The following is a 19,380-nucleotide window of genomic DNA, read 5'->3' on the forward strand; positions in this document are numbered from 1 at the left end:
CGCGGCCCTAGTCCTCTTCGTCGAGGGCCCAGTCATCCTCGATGGCGCGACGCAGGCGGCGCTCTTCGAGTAGCGCCTCAACGCGACGTCGAGCGCGCAGGGTATCGGCGCGGCTGGTGCGGGGACGAGAATATTCCTCGTCGTTTACCGCTTCGGAAAAGTCTACCTCGTCATCGAGGCTCGGTTCGAGAAGGTGTTCACGGCCCATGCGATATCCTCCCATGGCCAAAGTCGACAGCGTCGACGCATCACTATCGCTTCTCGTCCCCTTTGCACGGTGGGCGTGCGCGGAGCCCGAAGCGCCCGGGCAGCGAGTTTGCTGCATTGGCGCTTTGTATAGCCAGCAGCCGATAAGCACAAGCCTCTGGTCGTACTTTTTTTGGTTCATTGTCCTCGCCGCGTGGCGCTCGGCGGCGGATCAGCTCAAGCCATACTCGGATTTGAGACGCTCCAGCTCCAGCTTGAGGCGTTCCAGTTCCAACTGGGCCTCGACCCGTTCGGTGACGTCCTTCTGCACGCCGATGTAGTAGGTCAGGTTGTCATCGTCGTCATGGACGGGGGTGATGGAGAGCTCGTTCCAGAACAGAGTGCCGTCCTTGCGGTAGTTGCGCAGCACGGTACGGCAGGGCCTGTCGTCGACAAGTGCCGTTCGGATGGCCGCCAGGCCCTCCTGGTCGCGATCTTCGTTCTGCAGGAAGCGGCAGTCCTGGTAGAGAATCTCGTCGGCGCTATAGCCGGTCAGGCGCTCGAACCCCTTGTTCACGTAGATCAGGATGTTCTCGTCGCCTTCCTGTTCGGCAACCACGATGCCATCCTCGGAAGCATCGACGATGCGCTCCAGCAGTTCCGGGCTGATCAGAGGTGATCGTTTCATTCTGGACGTTCCATTCTGGGCGTTCCTGTCGCGGATCCAGTCCTGGCCGCCCGGGCGGGGCGGCGGCGGCGAGCATTTCACAGCTGGTGACATCATGGCCAGACGGACGCGGGATTTCAACGCGTCGCGCTCACTCCACCTCCGGCAGGCGGCTGGCGCTGGCCGCGGCGGCCAGCGCCATCAGCGCCAGAACCACCATCAGCGCCGACGTGCCGAGCCACTGGGCCAAGGCGCCAACGGCCCCGCCAACCGCCAGCATCAGCACCCCGGTGATGGTGTTGGAGAGCGCCACGTAGAGGGCTCGCTTGTCGCTGTCGGCCATGTCGACAATATAGGTCTTGCGGCCAAGGCGCACCCCGGCATGGACGATGACCAGCAGCGCGTAGACCAGCGCGTAGGGCCATACGGTCTGGCTCCAGGCACCCGGCAGCCAGGCGATTGTGGCGGCCAGCAGGCAGCAGAGGGTGGCGCCCAAGCCGGCATCGCGCATCACGCGGCGGCTGGAGGCGTCAGCGCGCTTACCCCACACCGGGCTTGCCACCATGCCGGCAAGCCCGGAGACCACGATCATTACGCCGAGGCCACCCAGTTCGGTACCGCTCTGCTGCTGGCCGAGCAGCGCCACGTAGGGCAGCGCCAGGGCACTCGCCAGCAGCAGCGCACGGGAGACGTTGAAGTGCAGGAAGCCACGATCCTCGCGCAGCAGACGCAGGCCAAGCTTGATGCTTTCCCAGGCGTTCTCTCCGCCCTCCACGGCGCCGGGGGTTTCCTGGATGCGGGCCGCGCACAGGGCGTTGAGCCCCCAGCCCAGCGCCGCGATGCCAAGGAGCACGGCCAGGGCCAGCTCCCCGGGGCGATCGCCGAACAGCATCAGCACGCCGCCGGCGAGCAGCGTCACCGCGCCTGCCACACTGCCGCTCCAGCCCATGAGGGTGCCGCGGCGCTGCTTGCTGATGGTCTTGCCCAGCACATCCTTGGTCGCGATGGATGACAGCCCCCGGGCCAGGGAGAGCGCCACCAGAGCGACGAGCACCAGGCTGCCCCCCACGCCGCCCGTGCCGAATAGCGCCAGCAGGGCGAGCGCTGCGGCGGCAGCGGCCTGGAGCAGACCGCCCACCACCCATACCCACTTGCGTTCGGGCTTCAGGCGGATGAAGCCGGCCACGAACAGCTGGGGCAGCAGGGCGCCGGATTCGCGGATCGGCACCAGCAGGCCCACCATCCACAGCGGCGCACCGATCACCCCCATCAGCCAGGGCAGCACCAGACGGGCGCTTGAGAGCTCGTCGGCCAGCTTGTTGCCCAGCGAAGCCAGCAGGTGCAGAAAGAAGTTGCGCGGCTGTTCGTCGCAGGCCTCGTCGGGAATGTCCTTGCACATCCGGCTATTCTCATCGCCGGTCAGCCATTCGTAGAGGCGGGACTGGCTGATCTCGGGTGCGGCCATGGCGGCTCCTCGCTGGTAAGATGGTTCGCTCACATTGTCGCGACAGGGAGGCCGCCGTGTCACGTATTCGACTCCACAACTGCAGCCGTTGCGGGAAACCCGCCCTATGACCCGCGACGGTCAGGCGATGCTCTTCGGGCTGGGGGCGGTGGCGCTCTGGTCCACCGTGGCCACCGCCTTCAAGGTGGCGCTGGAGTACATGTCCCCGCTGGAACTGATGTGGCTCGCCTCTCTGGTCTCCTGGGCGCTGATCGGCGTGCTGGTGATCCGCCAGGGGCTCGCCGGCCAGGCGCTGCGCCACGGCTGGCGCACCGCGGCCTGGGCGGGACTGTTGAATCCAGTGGCTTACTACCTGGTGCTTTTTGGCGCTTATGACCGCCTGCCGGGCCAGGAGGCCATGGCGCTGAACTACACCTGGGCGCTGGCCATGGCGTTTCTGGCGGTGCCGATTCTCGGCCAGCGGCTGACCCGCTTGGATGTGCTGGCGGGCCTGATCGCCTACGCCGGGGTCTGGGTGATCGCCACGCGGGGGGCAGTGTTCAACGTGGCTTTCGCCGATCCTCTTGGCGTTGCCATGGCGCTGGCCTCGACGCTGATCTGGGCGCTCTACTGGCTGCTCAACGCCCGTGACCATCGCCCGCCGCTGGTGGCCCAGTGGCAGAATTTCAGTGTCGGCGTGCCGGTCTTGACGCTGCTGCTGATTGCCGGCCCGGGGTTTCAATGGCACGGCTGGGCGGGTCTTGGCGCCGGTGTCTATGTGGGGCTCTTTGAGATGGGCATCGCCTTCGTGCTCTGGCAATTGGCCGTGCACAAGGTCTCGCGCACGGCGAAGGTCTCCAACCTGATTTTCCTGTCGCCGCCGGTCTCCCTGCTGCTGCTGTTCTTGGTCGTCGGCGAGCCTATCCGCCCCTCGACCCTGGTCGGCCTGTTGCTGATTCTCGGCGGGCTAGGGCTTCAGCAGTGCCAGAAGTCCCCGGCACCGGCCGCTCAGGAGAGCAGTTGATACTCGAAGAGCAACTGCTTGAAATCCTGGCGCTGATGCGCGAACAGGTAGATGGAAACCTTCCCCTGCTCGGGCCAAAGACGATAGATGACCCGGTAGCCATCGATCAGCAACTCGCGGTAATGGCTGATGCCGAGTTCAAGGGCGAGCCGGCAAACCGGATAGGTGTCCGGCCGAGAGGAGAGCCGCTCGATTGTCATGGTGATGAGATGCAGGGAGATGGCTTCGACCCTGTCCAAGGGTAGCTCCAGCTTGTCGAGCAGGAAGTTTTCACAGCTTTCTAGCGAGGCGTCCGCTGTCTCTTCGATGATGACATCCATCCGAAGGCTTCCTCACAGCGATTCACCCCGCCTCGCGGCGTGACGGGCCCGGACTCTTGCCCGGAACTCCTCCGGCGACATTGACCGGCCCTCTTCACGGCTCTTTTCACCCAGGCTCAGCAGCTTGAGCAGCGCGATGGCCTGCTCGCGACGCTGGTGGGCCGCGTAGGACTCGACCACATAGGTCGGCTTGCCCTTCTGGGTGATAATCAAGGGTTCCTGAACATCCAGGGTAGCGGCGTTCTGCTTCAGGTAGCTGATGGTCTCTGTGCGCATGGCCATATCCCCGCTGAACTCATCAGGTCTAATTTTAGTCCATCAATGGTCTTATGGCGAGTCGCTGGCTAGCGCCAGGCCGTTCTTCTCCAGCATGGCGGCAAGCTCCGGCCAGACGTTTTCGAGGATGCGTGGCTGGGCAGCGGCGGTGGGGTGGATGCCGTCGTTCTGCATCAGGCTAGCGTCCAGGGCGATGCTCTCGAGCAGGAAGGGCACCAGCGGAACCTCGAAGTCATCGGCGAGGCGGTAATAGACTCCGGTGAAGGCGTCGCGATAGGCCTGGCCATAGTTGGGGGGAATGTCGATGCCGAGCAGCAGCACTTCGGCATCGGCCGCCTGGCTGGCCTCGATCATGCCCGCCATATTGGCCTCGAATTGCCGCGGTGGCAGGCCGCGCAGGCCATCGTTGCCGCCCAGTTCGAGCAGAACGATGTCGGGCTGGTGCTGTCCGAGAAGGTCGGGCAGCCGGCTGGCCCCGCCACTGCTGGTCTCGCCGCTGATGCTGGCATTGATGATGTGCGCCTTCCCGTCCAGGCGCGACTCGAGCAGACTGACCCAGCCCTCCTGTTGTTCGATGCCGTAGGCGGCACTCAGGCTGTCGCCCATTACCAGCAGCAGCGGGCGGGTTTCGGCCAGGCTCGGCGGCACGACCAGAGCCAACATCAATGCCAGGCCTGCGGCCGTTGCCTGCCGCCGACAGGCCGCAAGGCCCCGCATCAATGGCCGTAAATCGCCTCTGCATCTCACTTCAGTACCTTTACCTCTCATTTCACAAACAGGGAAGCCCTTGACCATGTCCACCACCTCTCAAACGGGAATGACACCTATTCTACACGCCGACCATCTTCTCAAGCAGGTCCGCAGTGGCGAACGGCAACTTACCATTTTGAGTGGTCTTGGCCTGACGGTGTTCCCCGGCGAGAGCGTGGCGATCCTCGGCCAGAGCGGTGCCGGCAAGTCGACCCTGCTGGGACTGCTGGCCGGACTGGACGCCCCCAGCGGCGGCACTCTGGAGCTCTTCGGCCAGCCGCTGGCCGATCTCGACGAGGATGGCCGGGCACGATTGCGCGCTGGCCGGGTGGGGTTTGTCTTCCAGAATTTCCAGCTGCTGCCCACCCTCACCGCCCTGGAGAACGTCCTGCTGCCTCTGGAACTCACGCCCCAGACCAACGCCGAGGGTAAGGCACGCGACTGGCTGACCCGGGTGGGCCTGGGCGAGCGCCTGGATCACTTGCCCAAGCAGCTCTCCGGCGGCGAGCAGCAGCGGGTGGCCCTGGCCCGCGCCTTCGTTACCGGCGCCGAGCTGGTCTTCGCCGATGAGCCCACCGGCAACCTGGATCCCGCCACCGGCGAGCGCATCATCGCCGCACTCTTCGAGCTGAACCAGGAAGCGGGCACTACCCTGGTGCTGGTGACCCACGACCACGCCCTGGCGCGACGCTGCGACCGCTGCCTGCGGCTGGAGGAAGGCAAGCTGGTCGAGATGGCCATGGACGAGGTGAGCGCATGAGCGATGCCAACCACCTGGGAAATCTGACACGGCTGCTGCGGTTCTCCCTGCGGGGCCTGATCCGTGACCTGCGTGCCGCCGATGTCCGCGCGCTCTTCATTGCTCTGGCCCTGGCCGTGGCGGCCTCCACCATGATCGGCTTCTTCCTCGACCGCCTGGACAAGGGCCTGACCCGTCAGGCCGGGCAGTTGCTGGGCGGAGACCTGGTGCTCGAGCAGGGCCGGCCCTTCGACCCGGAAATTCGCGATGCCCTCGAGAACGCCGGCCTGGTGCTCAGCGATCAGGTCGACATGGTCTCCATGGTCAGCTATGGCGAGGCCTTCCAGCCGGCCAGTCTCAAGGTTGTGGATTCGATTTACCCGCATTTCGGGGCCAACCACGTCGACCGCGGCACAGGGGTCGAGCTGCTCGACCATGGCCCGCCGCCCGGCGAGGCCTGGCTGGCACCGCGCCTGGCGTTGCTGATCGACGTCGAGATTGGCGACCAGGTTCAGGTGGGTGAGACCGAGCTTATCGTGGGCGGCTTGATCGAACGCGAGGCCGACCAGTCGGCGGGCTTCGGCAATTTCAACCCGCGGCTGATGATGCATGTCGAAGACCTGCCGGCCACCAACCTGGTGCAGGCCGGCTCCCGGGTCGAATTCGAGATCCTTGCGGCAGGGCCTCCTGATGCCGTGGCCGCGGTCGAGCCCTTGCTCGAGCGCCTGCGCCGCGACGGGGTGGAAGTGCGCGACGTGCGTCGTGACCGCCCGGGCCTGGGCAATGCCCTGGAGCGCGCCGAGAAATACCTGAGCCTCGCCGGGCTTGCCGCCGTGCTGCTTGCCGGGGTGGCGGTGGCCATGGCCACACGGCGCTACGTGGATCGGCATCTGGATACTGCCGCACTGCTGCGCTGTTTCGGGGCGACCCAGGCTGAACTCAGCCGGCTGTTCGCCCTGCAACTGCTGTGGCTGGCGCTGGCGGCCTCGGTGGTCGGGGCTCTGCTGGGCCTCGCCGGTCAGGCGGCCCTGCTCGGCCTGCTGACGGCCTTCCTGCCCCTGGAACTGCCGCCGCCCGGTATCCTGCCGCTGTGGCTGGGCATTCTCACCGCCATGGCCGTGCTGGTGGGCTTCGCCGGGCCGACCCTGCTGCGCCTCAAGAAGGTCAGCGCCCTCAAGGTGCTGCGTCGCGAGCTCGATCCCTTGCCGGCTTCGGCCTGGCTGGTGGTCGCCGTGGCCGCCCTGGTGTTCGGTGGCCTGCTGTGGCTCTACTCCGGCGACCTGGTGCTCGCCGCCGGCCTGCTGGTCGGTGGCCTGTTGATGCTGGTGGTGCTGTGGTGGGTCGGGAATCTCCTGCTCGGGCTGCTGTTCCGACTCGCCTCGCGCCTGCCTCGGCGCGGCGGCCAGGACGGCGGGCTGGTGCAGGCGCTGCGCCTGGGCGGCCAGCAGCTGGCCCGGCGGCGCCAGGCCAGCCTTGGCCAGTTGCTGGCCTTTTCGGTGACCTTCTTTGCCGTGGCGATGATCTTCCTGGTGCGCGGCGATCTGCTGACAACCTGGCAGGAACAACTGCCCGAGGACACGCCCAACTACTTCGCCATCAACATCCAGCCCGGCGAGCGAGAGGCCTTCTCCGACGTGCTGGAAGGCGCCGCGGATGCCCGCAGCGCCCTGTATCCCATGGTGCGTGGCAGAATCACCGCGCTCAACGGCCAGCCCCCGCTGGAAATGGTGCCGCCAGAAGCCAGGGGCGACAATGCCCTGCGACGGGAGCTAAACCTCACCTGGCAGGAGGACCTGCCCGAGGGCAACCGCCTGGTGGCGGGGGAGTGGTTCGATGCGCTCGGCTTGGATGCGCTTGAGAACGGCCAAGCCGAGGACTGGCTGGCGGCAGTGGATGCCCAGCCCGTGCCCAATGCCAGCCCGGCAGCGGTGCCCATGTCCATGGAAGACGGCCTGGCGGCGCGCTTCGGGATGGAACTCGGCGATACCCTGACTTTCACCATCGGCAGCGCCGAGGTCGTCGGCGAGCTGACGAGCCTGCGCAACCTGGACTGGGATAGCTTTCGGCCCAATTTCTACGTGATTTTCCCGCCCGGGGTGCTGGAAGCTTTCGGCCACAGCTACATCACCGCCTTCCACCTGGACGGTGCCGAGAACGATACGCTTCGCCGACTGGTGCGCGACTTTCCTAGCGTCTCGCTGCTTAACATCGACGCCATCCTCGGCCAGGTGCGCGATGTGCTCACCCAGGTGACACGGGCCGTGGAGCTGGTGCTGGGCTTTGTTCTGCTGGCCGGGGTCAGTGTGCTCTATGCCGCCTTGACCGCCAGCCGCCCGGTGCGTGCCCACGAGAGCGGCCTGCTGCGCGTCTTCGGCGCCGGCAATCGCCTGCTCTCGCGGGTCCAGGGGGCCGAGTTCGCCATCCTCGGCCTGGCCAGCGGCCTGATGGGCGCGCTGCTCGCCGAACTTGCCGCCGCGGGGATCTATCTCGCCTGGTTCGACCTGGCGCCGCGGATCCACTGGGGGCTCTGGCTGGCTCTGCCTCTGGGCGGCGCCCTGCTGATCGGCGTGATCGGCCACCTGCTCTCCCGTGACTTGCGCCGACAGGCCCCTGCCGCCAGCCTGGGGCTCTTGGGCGAGGCGTAAAAAAGAGGACGATATGAAGACGGATACCCTGCGCTACCGGCTGCTGGATGCCCAGCTCTCCCTGGCCCGAGAGAAGGAGCGCTCGGTGATCCTGCTGCTCACCGGCCATGCGGTGACCCACAAGGGGCAGGTGGTCAATCGGCTCAACCATTGGCTGGAGAACCGCCATACTGAGGTGCACGCCCTGGGGCCGAGCAGCGAAGAGCAGTCGCGGCCCTACTGGTGGCGCTACTGGCGGCGAATTCCCGATCGCGGCCGTATCGGCATCTTCATCCACGGCTGGTACGGCGATGCGCTCTTCGCCCGCGCCGAGCGCCGGCTCTCCGCCGGCGCCTTCCACGATCGCCTCGAGCAGATCCGCCACTTCGAGGCCGAGCTGGCCGCCGAAGGCGTGGTGCTGCTGAAACTATGGAACGATATCGGCCGGCGCGAGCAGCGCCACCACCTCGTCGAACTGCAGCAGGATCCTGATCGGTCCTGGCAGGCCGGGCCGACCGAGTGGCAGCGCCACGGACAGCACGCCATCATCGAAGCGATCGGCAAGACGCTGCGCGACGATACCGAGGCACCCCATGCGCCCTGGCAGCGGCTGTCCTTCCGCGAGCCGGGCGAGCAGCTCAGCCGGGTCGGCCGTGCCTTGCTGGACGTCATGGAGGCGCCCCCCGATCCGCCGGCGACGACGCTTGCGGCACTGCCGGACGAGTTGCCGGGGGTTCCCTCGCTGCGCCGGGCCGATGCCGCGGTGGAGGAGCGCCTCGACAAGGCCGCCTACCGTGAAGACCTGGCCCGGGGGCAGGCCCGCTTGGCCAGGAATGCCCGGGAGATCGCCCGGCGACGCATCCCGGTGGTGATCGCTTTCGAGGGCCACGACGCGGCGGGGAAAGGAGGCAGCATCCACCGGGTTACCGCGGCGCTGGACGCCCGTCAGTACCGCGTGCATCGCATCGGCGCGCCCAGCGACGAGGAGTTGGCGCTGCCCTGGGGTTGGCGCTTCTGGCGCCGCCTGCCCGTTGATGGGCGCATCGCCATCTTCGATCGCAGTTGGTACGGGCGGGTGCTGGTGGAGCGGGTCGAAAAGCTGGCCAGCAAGGCCGAGTGGCAGCGTGCATACGGCGAGATTCGCCACTTCGAGCAGCAGCTGCTGGAACATGGTGGAGTGCTGATCAAGGTGTTCCTTGCCATCGAGAAGGATGAGCAGCTCAGGCGTTTCGAGGCCCGCGCCGATACCCCTCACAAGCGCCACAAGCTCACCGATGAGGATTGGCGCAACCGCGAGCGCTGGGACGACTATCAGCGCGCCATCGACGAGATGTTTGCCCGCACCCATGCGCCCGGCGCCGAATGGTCGCTGGTGGCCTGTGACGACAAGCGTCGCGCTCGTCTGGCGGTGCTGGAGCATGTCAACGAGCGGCTCGAGGCCCGGTTGGCCTCGGCCGTCTGAAACCGGCGTGTTAACCCGCTATGCTGTGTCTCATCAGATATTCTTTCCCTCGATCACACAGGAGGTGATCTCATGTCGCCCCCCATCCGCCTCTCGTCTCCGTCGGCACTCTTTTTGTCGCTTCCCCTCGCCCTTGGCCTCTCCTTCGGGATCGCCTCGCCGGCCCTGGCAGATGCCGAGCGCGGCCCGGCCGATCGCGGCCCGGCCGATCGCGGCCCGGCCGATCGCCTCGAGGCAGACCTGCGCGCCTTTTTCGCCGGCGAGGGAACGCTCGAGATCGGCGAGGTCTCCTCGGCGCTGCTGCGCAGCCGCGTTACCGCCGAGGACCTGCGGTTCGAGAGCCACGACGGCGAGCGGCTCTCCGTCGAGCATTACATCGTCCACGGCGACTACGACCGTCCCGACGAGGTCACCCTTGAGGGCATCCGCCTGGAGGCGTTCCTGGACGAGCCAGGGGTGATGAGCATCGAACAGGTGGTGCTGAATGACCCCGGTCGCGCGGTGCCGCCGCGCGACGAAGAGGCACTGGCCGAGCAGTGGCAGGGGAGCCTGGCGCTCTCCGGGCTGAACCTTGAGCTCGACGCAGGGACGGTGGCCACCCTGGCCAGCCTGCGCCTGGATGGCGGCCTCGAGGATGGCAACGGCGGCCTGTGGGTCGAGACCCTGGCGCTCGACCTGGCGAAGATGATCGACATGGCGCCGGAGGAAGAACGCACCCGGCTGCGCATGGTCAGCAACGTGCTGACCGATGGTAGCGGTGAGCTCCAGCTGGATGCCGTCTTCCGCGGCGAGTGGCAGGAGGGCGAGTCCCATGCCGTTCTGCTCAGCGATAGCGAGATCACGCTTCGCGATGCCCTGCGCCTGGTCCTGGATGTCGAGCTGCCGCTGGTGTTGCCTGAGGGAGCCGAACCCGCCGAGCTGTTCGATGACAGCGACCTGATGGAAGACGCCACCCTGCTGGGCGGCGACATTCGCCTGATCATCGGCGATGAGGGCCTGTTTGGCCGCCTGGCGACCCTGGGCGCGGCCATGGGAGGCGTCACCGAGGCACAGTATCTGGAACAGGCGCGCACTCAGGCCCAGGGCTTCGGGATGATGTTCGGTCCCCAGGTGCAGTCGATCCTGATGGGGCTGGTAGCGCTGCTGGAAGGCAATGCCAGCGAGCTGGAGATCGCAGTGGGCCTGCCGGCCGAGAGCAACCTGGCCACCTATGCCGGTGATCCGCTCGGCCTACCTGACAAGCTCTCCTTCAACGTGCAGACTCGCTGAGCCCGGACGGCGGGTTTAAAGATCGAGCTGCGCGGACACGTTAGCGGGGGATGAAATTGCCGCAGCCCCGGATGATTGCCTTTCATGTGAAAGCCGTCCGGGGGTGGGGTATCATATTGCCCTCAGATTTTTCCCTTGATGCGAGGTCCTCCGCCCATGTTCAGCCGTGACATGACGATTGCCGGTTTCGATGACGTCCTGTTCGACGCGATGCAGAAGGAAGTCGCGCGCCAGGAAGCGCACATCGAACTGATCGCTTCCGAGAACTATGCCAGCCCACGGATAATGGAAGCCCAGGGCAGCCAGCTGACCAACAAGTACGCGGAAGGCTATCCCGGCAAGCGCTACTACGGTGGGTGCGAGTATGTCGATATCGTCGAGCAGCTGGCCATCGACTACGCCAAGGAGCTGTTCGGCGCGACCTACGCCAACGTCCAGCCCCATTCCGGTTCTCAGGCCAACGGTGCCGTCTTTCAGGCGCTGGTCAAGCCGGGCGATACCGTGCTGGGCATGAGCCTCGACGCCGGCGGCCACCTGACCCACGGCGCCAAGCCCAACTTTTCTGGCAAGCACTATCATGCCGTGCAGTACGGCATCGACGAAAACGGTCGTATCGACTACGAAGAAGTCGCGAAGCTCGCCCGTGAGCACAAGCCGCAGATGATCATCGCCGGCTTCTCCGCCTACTCCCAGATCATCGACTGGTCGAAATTCCGCGAGATCGCCGACGAGGTGGGTGCCTACCTGCTGGTCGACATGGCGCATGTGGCCGGCCTGGTGGCGGGTGGCGTCTATCCCACGCCGCTACCCCATGCTCATGTGGTCACCACCACGACCCACAAGACCCTGCGCGGCCCCCGCGGTGGTCTTATCCTCTCCGCGGAGGGGAACGCCGACATCGAGAAGAAGCTGCAGTCCGCCGTCTTCCCGGGCAGCCAGGGCGGTCCGCTGGAGCACGTCATCGCCGCCAAGGCGATCTGCTTCAAGGAGGCCATGGACCCTGGGTTCAAGACCTACCAGCAGCAGGTAGTCAAAAATGCCCAGACCATGGCCGGCGTGTTTATCGAGCGCGGCTTCGAGGTCATCTCCGGCGGCACCGAGGATCACCTCTTCCTGCTCTCACTGGTCAAGCAGGGCCTGACCGGCAAGGACGCGGACGCCGCCCTGGGCCGTGCCCATATCACGGTCAACAAGAACGCCGTGCCCAATGACCCCCAGAGCCCGTTCGTCACCTCCGGCCTGCGTATCGGCACCCCGGCAGTGACCACTCGAGGCTTCGCCGAGGGCGAGTGCAAGGCTCTCGCCGGCTGGATCTGCGATATCCTCGACGCCATGGCCAACGGCGCCGACTCCGCAGGCATCGAAGCCGAGGTGAAGGGCAAGGTCGAGGCCGTCTGCGGCCGGTTCCCGGTTTATCGGTGAGTCTTGACAGCCCAGCCTCCATCACGACACTGCCCCGCCTAGGCGGGGCAGTGTCGTATCGGGGCATGATTAGGGTAAGAAGAAAGCCTCAGGCGATGCTGATGTCGTCGCCCAGGTTGAGGCCTACCAGGATCGGATCGTGATCCGAGCTGCGGAAGGCATCCGGCGCGTAAAGATTCTCATCCTGGCGGTCGCTGGTGAAGTCGGTGTTGTAGTCCAGCGCGGAAGCCTCGTCGGCGTTGATATGCCAGGTGGTGGTGCCGCTGACCTGACCCAGCAGTGACTCGCTGGCCAGGGCGTGGTCCAGTGACCCCCAGGCGCCATCGAAGACATAGCTGTAGTCATCGTTGAGGCGCGTATAGCCGGCCTCGAGGAGCGTCGTGATCGGATCCTCCATGGCGTAGGCATTGAGGTCACCGATGATCAGCACGTCGGCATCACCGCTGCCGGTGGGGTCGCTCTGTAGCCATGCCAGCAATGCTTCCGCGGCCTCAACGCGAGTCGGGTTGTTGTTGGCCTGGCCGTCACCTATCGCCTCCTCGCCGTTGACCACGCTGCCCTTGGACTTGAAGTGGTTGACCACCACCGAGAACACCTCCCCGCTTTCGATCTCCTGGAAGGTCTGCAGCAGCGGCGCCCGGTTGGCCGTGGCGAAGGCGCCGTCGGTCTTGGTAGCGGCAGCGCCCATCGGCGTGACCGCTTCACTGTTATAGAGCATCCCCACGGCGATGGCGTCATCACCGGGGCTGGTCACATTGCCCTCTGAATCTTCAGGCACGCTGTAGGCCCAGGTCACGCCCTCTATTCCCTTTGCGGCCGCATCGGCATTCAGTGCTGCCACCAGGGTGGCGATAGCGCTGTCGTTAGCGTAGCCGTTGTTCTCGATTTCCATCAGCCCCACGACATCGGCGCCGCTGGTAGTGATGGCCTCGACCAGCTTGGCCTCCTGGCGAGCCAGTTCCTCGGCGTTGTCGGCGCCGCGTGGGCCATGGGTGGTGCCATCCAGCGTCACTGTCTGGTTGCCGTTCTCGTCCAGGGTGGTGAAGTAGTTGAGCACATTGAAGGAGGCGACGGTCAGGCCGGGACTGCCAAGCGCCTCGGCATCCGGCGTGGCGGGGCGTTCGGGGCCGCTGAAGTTCAGGCCCTCGACGTTCTGCACTTTCCACTCGCCAAAAGAGAAGTCGAGTACGCCGTCCAGTACCGCCAGCTCGTCACCGCCGCGCAGCGGGTTCTCTGCCGACAGTTCTTCACCGTTACGGCCGTAGATCACCGGGTCGGGATTCTGAGCGCTGTTGGCGTCGTCGATCTTGATGGTGCGCGACTCGGCTTCTTCCTGCCAGGCAGCATAGCCCTCAGCGTCCGGTGCGTTGACCTCGGTGAACTGCTCCAGGCGGCCGCCGGAGGCGAGCGTGACCTCGCCGTAGCGGCCCAGCTGGTAAAGCTCGGTGACCACCAGCGGCTCGCCATCCAGGGCCTCGATGGCCACGCGCATGCCCTCGAAGGCCTCAAGACCCGCCTTGTCGGCAAACGGCATCTCGATCCGCTGGCTTTCGGGTAGCGGCAGGTGGGTGTCCAGGACCTGAAGGCTATCGCGGTCGGCACTGATCTGGGTCCTGTTGAAGAACTCCGACACGCTACCCTCGATCCGGATCTGGTCACCGGCGCTCAGGTTGGCGTCGAGCCAGCCGGCGCTGCCGCTGCCGGTATAGACAAACACCCCTTCGGAGGTGAGGGCGTCGTCATCGTTATCGCTGTCTTCTTCCTGCAGGAAGAAGCCATTGAGGCCGGGCGTCACCATGGTGACGATGGCCTCCACGGTGACGGTTGCACCCAGCAGGGGGCTCGCGTCTCCGCTACCTTGAATTGCCGAGATCAGGGTGATGTCCGCTTCCGGGGCCGTGGCCGTCCCGGGAGAGGCCAACGCCGGCACATCGCCGTTATCGCCGCCCAGGGCAGTTGAGCGCATGACGCCATCGTCATCGGCGCCGACAAACTGTTGGGTATCCACGTTCCAGGCGGCGGCATCGAAGCCATCGGTATCGGGGTAGGCCTCGAAGGCGACCTGATCGCCGTCGACTCGCGGGTCGCCCTGCCACAGCGTCACGGCATCGCCGCCGCCACCCAGGCCGGAGGCATCCGGTGCATAGCCGATCGCCAGCGACTCGATGCCCGGCAGATCGCGCCAGGCTTCGCGGAACTCGGCCACGGCGTCAGCGCCCCCATCGACGATCACGATGGCCGTTTCTCCGGGGGACAGTGCCGTCAGCCCCTGGATCTCTACGGTGTTCTGCGGGTCGGCACTATCGTCGTCGTAATAGAGCGGCAGCGTCGTGACGTCGAGCGTCGTATCGGAGCGGTTGGTGATCTCGAACCAGTCCTCGGTCACATCCGGGCCACTCTGGCCGGACCAGATCTCGGTAATCGCCAGGCCGATATCCCGCTCGCCGGGGACATAAACGGCGACCATGGTGCCGATCTGGAAGATATGCGTCGCATTGGCGGGTAGCTCAGCGTTATCGCCGGCCCAGTTGGCGGGGTTGCCGATGGCCGCCAGCAGTTCGGCGGCCGTGCCGGTTCCCGGCCCCGCGTAGGCCACGTTATCGTAGTCGCTGTTCGGCCCTTCCCCCGCCGCCACGGCGGTCAGCCCTGCTTCAAGGCCCGGCGGTAGGCCGGAGTCGTTGGAGCTGGTGGCACCACCCTGCCATTCGCTGCTGTTGGTCTGAACGGCAAACAGGAAGGTTGGTTCGCTGGGCTCGCCGGTGAAGGCGATGACCTGGTCGCCGCTTGTCGAGAGGTTGAAGCTGTTGTTGCCCACGGCGTCGCCGTTGGCATCCTGGAACTGATCGGCCTGCTCGGCATAGGAGACCCGCGTACCGGGGGCGACGCCGCCCTCCGGCGCCGTCCAGGTCACGGCGCCCTCGTTGGCACGGAAGCCCTCTTCGGCCCAGCCGGAGTCGGTGAAGGTGATCTTTGCCCCGGCGGCAATACCCTTGAGCACCACAAACTGAAAATCGTCGGGATTATCGGCCTTGACGGCGGTAATGGCGATATCCCCCGGGCGGGGGTCGAAATCGGGCAGTGCCGATAGGGTCAGGTCAACGCCGATAAAGCGCTGCTGCTCGGCGGGCAGGTCCTTGGACTCGCGGCCATCCTCCAGCCAGTCCACGGTGCCGCTGTCGTAGAGCACGCCGGCGGTAAATCCTTCATCGGTCATCTGAAGATCGAAAATAGCTTCCGGCTTGGCGCCCAGGGCGTCGGGGATGCTGTTCAGGTCAAGGCCCCCTATCTCGCGAACGGCATGGGCGCCGTCCCAGTGAAATAGAGCGAAGCCCTCTTCGCCGCCGTCTCGCTCGGGGCCCGCCAGCACCAGGAAACCGCCTTCGCCGGTCGGCTCGATGGAACGGATCACCCGGCCGTCCATGTCCAGGCGCAGGGGCGCGCCAAACTCGGCCTCGCTGGCCTCGCCCGCCACCAGTGCCGGTGCATTGGTCACGGAAATCACCTGGGCCATGCCGTTATCCAGCGGTGCACGCAGCCCCAGCATCAGGGTCTCACCGACAAAGGCGGCGCCCTCCACATTGATGCCGCTGCCCAGTCCCAGGGCATCGCCGCCTCGGCCATGGCCGTTACTGGAATCCCAGGCCTGCAGCTGGGCGGCCAGGTCGGCGAACTGGCCCTCAACGGTAATATTCAAGCTCTCGGCATCGTCACCTTCGATACGGCTGGCGAAAAGAAGCGAGCGCTGGGCACTCTCGTGGGAACCTAGCCAGTACTGAACGCCATCAAGGCTGGCCACCGCCTCGATATCGACTTCCTGGGTGTCGTTGAGCCCCAGCGCCGTATTCAGGTTGATCTCGACCAGTGCCTCGCCATCGGCATCACGATCATAGAGGCGCAGCACCTGATCCTCGTCGTCGCCCACCAGCATCAGGCGCTCGCCGATGGCGATGGCCGCCGAGGCGTCCGAAGCACCGACATGGTAGCGCTCGCCCAGGCCCAGCTCGGGGTTGTCGTTGGGTGCGGAATCGGAACCGCTCATAAGCTCCTCGAGATAGGCGTTCAGCGCCTGCTCAGAAGGCAAGTTGGCGTCGAGCAATGCATCAATGGAGCGTGATTGTGCCTGCTCCTCGGCTTCTTCGCTCTGGCCAATGATGGCTGCTACCTGGCTACGGCTGAGATCTGCGCTGAGCTGTTCCAGCCAATAGGCCTTGCCTCCATCATCAGGTTCGCGATTCAGCAGGCTGGCATAAGTGCCAGCCAGCCACGCCTCGTCCGACAGAGGTGTAACCTGGTTGATGGCCTCGTCTGAATCCTGCATGGCGGCCCGAATATCTTGGAGCGAAATTCCAGCGCGCAACTCTGCCACCCAATAGCGTAAGCCTTCGAGATCGGCGGATCGTAGAAGCACCTCCTCGTATAACGCCAGAATGGGCTGAACCTCGTTGTTGAATTCCGCGCTTTGCAGGAACGCATCGGCGATATTGGACAGCGTCTGCCGACTGCTCTCCAGTTCACCCTGCCAGTAGGCGAGGCCCGGCGCGTCGGGCTCGCGCAGCAGCAGGTCACGATACAGGGCGGTCAGGATGGTATCGGTAGGCATCAGAACGTCTCGTTTCAGAATTGGTTATTCATCGTTTCACTCTTATGCTGCATTCTTTTGACGCTTTGGTGACGCGATCAGTCTTTATCTTTCGCAAAAAATCGGGAATGTCACTTGCCTGTCACGCCTGCGAGGGATGGTGTCGGGGAATCTCACCTGAACCCACTGGAGCGAAACTCATGAGCAACTATCGCCTGCAATTGCTGCACGCTGCCGATATGGAAGGCGGCGGCGGTGATCTGCTGAATGCGCCCAATTTCACCGCTATCGTTGACTACCTCGAAGATCAGGAAGCCAACTCACTGTTTCTGAGCTCCGGCGATCTGGTGCTTCCGGGGCCTTATCTGGCGGCGGCAGGGGATGGTTCGCTGCAGCCGGCCATTCAGGCCGCGGCGGAGGCGATTTATGGCCTGCCGGCCGGCTCCCTTTCGGGCATTTCTGCCGCGTCCGGTCGAGTCGAAACCTTGCTGATGGACCTGCTGGACGTCGAGGCCGTCACGCTCGGCAACCATGAGTTCGACCAGGGAACTGGGCTGATCGCCGATATGATCGCCCCGGTCACGGGGGAGGGCGGCACGCTGGGGGATCTCGAGTGGATGGGGTCTCAGTTCCCCTATCTCTCGGCCAACCTGGATTTCAGCGGGGATGGCAACCTGGCCGAGCTGGCCACCACCGAGGTGCTTAACCGCGATGCCTTTCGTGCCTCGCCGCAGGAGATCGTGGACGGTGCAGCGCCGCCCAAGCTGGCGTCGGCCATGGTGACCGAGCGGGGCGGCGAGCAGATCGGCATCATCGGCCTTACCACCCAGATTCTCGAGAGCATTTCCTCCCCGGGCGCCACCCAGGTGCTGGCCGGCGGGAGTAACGATATGCAGGCCCTGGCCGAACTGATTCAGCCGATCATTGATCAGCTCGAGGCGCAGGGCGTCAACAAGATCGTGCTGGCGTCCCATCTTCAGCAGATCCAGTTCGAGGAAGAGCTGGCCACCCTGCTCGACGGTGTGGATATCATCATGGCCGGCGGCTCCAATAGCCTGTTGGCCGACAGCGAGGACATTGATCGCGGCCTTTTCCCTGCGGCGCCGGCGCCCTACAGCAGCTACCCCATTCTGACCAAGGATGCCGCCGGTGATGACGTCGCCATCATCAACACCGACGGCGGCTGGCGCTATGTCGGGCAGCTGGTGATCGAGTTTGACGAGCAGGGCCGGCTGATCGCCGACTCCCTGGACCCGGCCACTTCCGGGGTCTATGCCGCCACGGATGCCCAGGTCGAGGCGCTGTGGGGAAGCCTGGAGAGCGCCTTCGCCGAAGGGACGAAGGCCGCCATTGCCGACGACCTGGTCAATGCGGTAGCCGATTTCGTGGCCGATCAGGACGGCAATATCCTTGGCCTCACCGATACTTACCTCGTGGGCGAGCGCGGCGCCGTGCGCACCGAGGAGACCAATCTCGGCAACCTCACCGCCGATGCCAATCTCTGGTATGCCCGTCAGATCGACGACGAGGTCATGGTCTCGTTCAAGAATGGCGGGGGAATCCGTGAGCCGATCGGTCGCGTGGTCGTTGAAGGTGACGACAGCGAACCGCGCTTCGAAGCCCCGGCGGCCGATCCTGCCATCGGCAAGCCCGAGGGCGGTGTCTCGCAGTTGGATGCTGCATCATCACTGCGTTTCAACAACGACCTGGCGATTCTCAGCGTAACGCGGGAGAAGCTGGTGGAGCTGCTTGAGCACGCCGTGGCGGCATCGGCGCCCGGTGTGACCGCCGGTCAGTTTGCGCAGGTGGGCGGCATCCAGTTCAGCTTCGACTGGAGCCAGCCGGCCGGCGAGCGCATTCAGAACGCGGTCATCGTCGGCGACAATGGGGAGTCGCTGGACGTGCTGGTCACGGACGGACGCCTGGTCGGCAATGCCGACAAGATCGTCAAGGTGGTCACGCTGGGCTTCCTGGCCAATGGCGGTGATAGTTATCCGCTGGGCGAGGACGGCTATCTTGAGCGTGTCGATCTGGTCGAGGCCTTCGAGGATGACGGCTTGTTCACCTTTGCAGACGCCGGTACCGAGCAGGATGCCTTTGCCGAGTTCCTGGGCACCTTTCATGCTGAGACGCCGTTCAGCCAGGACGAGACGCCGGCCAGCGAGGACCTGCGCATCCAGAACCTGGCCGAAAGAGACGACGCAGTGCTGGATGGCGACGTCAATGCGCTGCTGCGCCTCTATGATGCCGCCTTCGACCGTGACGCCGACGGCGCCGGCCTTGGATATTGGCTCGATCAACAGGAGACTCTGAATACCGAACAGATTGCCGTTTCCTTCGTGGGGTCCAAGGAGTTTTCGCAGTTGCACGGAGCCATCGAGAATGACGCTTTTGTCGATCTGATGTACCAGAATGTGCTGGAACGCGCGGCGGATGCTGCCGGCCGCGACTACTGGATAGAGCAACTGGCTCAGGGGGACAGCATGGGAGCCGTGATGGTGGGCTTCACCGAGTCGCAGGAGAGCCTGATGCTCTTCGGCTAGGCCTGTTACGGGGACTCTCGCCCCTGCGCCAATGAGCATGGCGCCCCTACCCCGGGTAGGGGCGCTTCTGTTATC

General features: G+C 65.3%; 14 protein-coding genes. 7 read left to right on the top strand and 7 right to left on the bottom strand.

Annotation, left to right across the window (positions count from 1 at the left end; genetic code table 11):
* Window positions 1–7 precede the first annotated feature (7 nt).
* The 3 genes from ACFODV_RS10785 to ACFODV_RS10795 all read right to left on the bottom strand — a co-directional run bounded on the left by ACFODV_RS10785 (window position 8) and on the right by ACFODV_RS10795 (window position 2,318).
* A complete protein-coding gene (locus tag ACFODV_RS10785) occupies window positions 8–208 on the bottom strand; it encodes a PA3496 family putative envelope integrity protein (RefSeq protein ID WP_379758934.1) in 201 nt (66 codons plus the stop codon).
* Between the two features lie 210 nt (window positions 209–418).
* On the bottom strand, window positions 419–874 hold the full coding sequence (locus tag ACFODV_RS10790; RefSeq protein ID WP_379758937.1) for a PAS domain S-box protein: 456 nt from the start codon (window positions 872–874) through the stop codon (window positions 419–421).
* Window positions 875–1,004: 130 nt separating this feature from the next.
* A complete protein-coding gene (locus tag ACFODV_RS10795; protein WP_379758940.1) occupies window positions 1,005–2,318 on the bottom strand; it encodes an MFS transporter in 1,314 nt (437 codons plus the stop codon).
* A gap of 106 nt (window positions 2,319–2,424) precedes the next feature.
* Here ACFODV_RS10795 and ACFODV_RS10800 point away from each other — a divergent pair, with 106 nt between their 5' ends.
* Window positions 2,425–3,321, top strand: a complete 897-nt coding sequence (locus tag ACFODV_RS10800; protein WP_379758943.1) for a DMT family transporter — start codon at window positions 2,425–2,427, stop codon at window positions 3,319–3,321.
* On the opposite strand, the gene ACFODV_RS10805 is transcribed toward ACFODV_RS10800, so the two are convergent.
* The 3 genes from ACFODV_RS10805 to ACFODV_RS10815 are packed head-to-tail and all read right to left on the bottom strand — an operon-like array spanning window position 3,306 to window position 4,580.
* Window positions 3,306–3,641, bottom strand: a complete 336-nt coding sequence (locus ACFODV_RS10805) for a type II toxin-antitoxin system RelE/ParE family toxin (protein ID WP_379758946.1) — start codon at window positions 3,639–3,641, stop codon at window positions 3,306–3,308. The two genes, ACFODV_RS10800 and ACFODV_RS10805, sit on opposite strands and share 16 nt — an antisense overlap.
* Window positions 3,642–3,653: 12 nt before the next feature.
* A complete protein-coding gene (locus ACFODV_RS10810; protein ID WP_379758949.1) occupies window positions 3,654–3,917 on the bottom strand; it encodes a type II toxin-antitoxin system Phd/YefM family antitoxin in 264 nt (87 codons plus the stop codon).
* A gap of 51 nt (window positions 3,918–3,968) precedes the next feature.
* Window positions 3,969–4,580 carry an arylesterase gene (locus tag ACFODV_RS10815; protein ID WP_379758952.1) on the bottom strand — a complete coding sequence of 204 codons (612 nt, stop codon included), beginning with the start codon at window positions 4,578–4,580 and terminating at the stop codon, window positions 3,969–3,971.
* Between the two features lie 130 nt (window positions 4,581–4,710).
* Between ACFODV_RS10815 and ACFODV_RS10820 the strand changes: the two genes are divergently transcribed.
* The 5 genes from ACFODV_RS10820 (at window position 4,711) to glyA (ending at window position 12,183) form a co-directional block, all read left to right on the top strand.
* Window positions 4,711–5,427: an ABC transporter ATP-binding protein gene (locus tag ACFODV_RS10820; protein WP_379758955.1), complete on the top strand. Its 717-nt coding sequence runs from the start codon at window positions 4,711–4,713 to the stop codon at window positions 5,425–5,427.
* Window positions 5,424–8,051 (top strand): ABC transporter permease, encoded by a 2,628-nt coding sequence (locus ACFODV_RS10825; protein ID WP_379758958.1) that lies wholly within the window; start codon window positions 5,424–5,426, stop codon window positions 8,049–8,051. The genes ACFODV_RS10820 and ACFODV_RS10825 overlap by 4 nt, the downstream gene beginning before the upstream one ends.
* Window positions 7,996–9,492, top strand: coding sequence for a polyphosphate kinase (locus ACFODV_RS10830; RefSeq protein ID WP_379758961.1), 1,497 nt, complete (start codon window positions 7,996–7,998; stop codon window positions 9,490–9,492). The genes ACFODV_RS10825 and ACFODV_RS10830 overlap by 56 nt, the downstream gene beginning before the upstream one ends.
* Before the next feature lie 72 nt (window positions 9,493–9,564).
* A complete protein-coding gene (locus ACFODV_RS10835; protein ID WP_379758964.1) occupies window positions 9,565–10,761 on the top strand; it encodes a hypothetical protein in 1,197 nt (398 codons plus the stop codon).
* A gap of 156 nt (window positions 10,762–10,917) precedes the next feature.
* Window positions 10,918–12,183, top strand: coding sequence for a serine hydroxymethyltransferase (gene glyA / locus ACFODV_RS10840; protein WP_379758967.1), 1,266 nt, complete (start codon window positions 10,918–10,920; stop codon window positions 12,181–12,183).
* 88 nt (window positions 12,184–12,271) lie between these two features.
* Here glyA and ACFODV_RS10845 read toward each other — a convergent pair whose 3' ends face one another.
* On the bottom strand, window positions 12,272–16,783 hold the full coding sequence (locus ACFODV_RS10845) for an ExeM/NucH family extracellular endonuclease (protein ID WP_379758970.1): 4,512 nt from the start codon (window positions 16,781–16,783) through the stop codon (window positions 12,272–12,274).
* Window positions 16,784–16,962: 179 nt separating this feature from the next.
* Here ACFODV_RS10845 and ACFODV_RS10850 point away from each other — a divergent pair, with 179 nt between their 5' ends.
* Window positions 16,963–19,305, top strand: coding sequence for a DUF4214 domain-containing protein (locus ACFODV_RS10850; protein WP_379758973.1), 2,343 nt, complete (start codon window positions 16,963–16,965; stop codon window positions 19,303–19,305).
* Window positions 19,306–19,380: the final 75 nt, after the last annotated feature.

It is taken from the genome of Halomonas tibetensis (genome assembly GCF_042643535.1).
GTDB lineage: Bacteria > Pseudomonadota > Gammaproteobacteria > Pseudomonadales > Halomonadaceae > Halomonas > Halomonas tibetensis.

What these genes read in the sequence shown, in the direction of transcription:
- ACFODV_RS10790 (WP_379758937.1), bottom strand. Translation starts at nt 874, where the DNA reads ATGAAACGATCACCTCTGATCAGCCCGGAACTGCTGGAGCGCATCGTC.
- ACFODV_RS10835 (WP_379758964.1), top strand. Translation starts at nt 9,565, where the DNA reads ATGTCGCCCCCCATCCGCCTCTCGTCTCCGTCGGCACTCTTTTTGTCG.
- ACFODV_RS10815 (WP_379758952.1), bottom strand. Translation starts at nt 4,580, where the DNA reads ATGTTGGCTCTGGTCGTGCCGCCGAGCCTGGCCGAAACCCGCCCGCTG.
- ACFODV_RS10800 (WP_379758943.1), top strand. Translation starts at nt 2,425, where the DNA reads ATGACCCGCGACGGTCAGGCGATGCTCTTCGGGCTGGGGGCGGTGGCG.
- ACFODV_RS10785 (WP_379758934.1), bottom strand. Translation starts at nt 208, where the DNA reads ATGGGCCGTGAACACCTTCTCGAACCGAGCCTCGATGACGAGGTAGAC.
- ACFODV_RS10820 (WP_379758955.1), top strand. Translation starts at nt 4,711, where the DNA reads ATGTCCACCACCTCTCAAACGGGAATGACACCTATTCTACACGCCGAC.
- ACFODV_RS10825 (WP_379758958.1), top strand. Translation starts at nt 5,424, where the DNA reads ATGAGCGATGCCAACCACCTGGGAAATCTGACACGGCTGCTGCGGTTC.
- ACFODV_RS10850 (WP_379758973.1), top strand. Translation starts at nt 16,963, where the DNA reads ATGAGCAACTATCGCCTGCAATTGCTGCACGCTGCCGATATGGAAGGC.
- glyA (WP_379758967.1), top strand. Translation starts at nt 10,918, where the DNA reads ATGTTCAGCCGTGACATGACGATTGCCGGTTTCGATGACGTCCTGTTC.
- ACFODV_RS10810 (WP_379758949.1), bottom strand. Translation starts at nt 3,917, where the DNA reads ATGCGCACAGAGACCATCAGCTACCTGAAGCAGAACGCCGCTACCCTG.
- ACFODV_RS10795 (WP_379758940.1), bottom strand. Translation starts at nt 2,318, where the DNA reads ATGGCCGCACCCGAGATCAGCCAGTCCCGCCTCTACGAATGGCTGACC.
- ACFODV_RS10805 (WP_379758946.1), bottom strand. Translation starts at nt 3,641, where the DNA reads ATGGATGTCATCATCGAAGAGACAGCGGACGCCTCGCTAGAAAGCTGT.
- ACFODV_RS10845 (WP_379758970.1), bottom strand. Translation starts at nt 16,783, where the DNA reads ATGCCTACCGATACCATCCTGACCGCCCTGTATCGTGACCTGCTGCTG.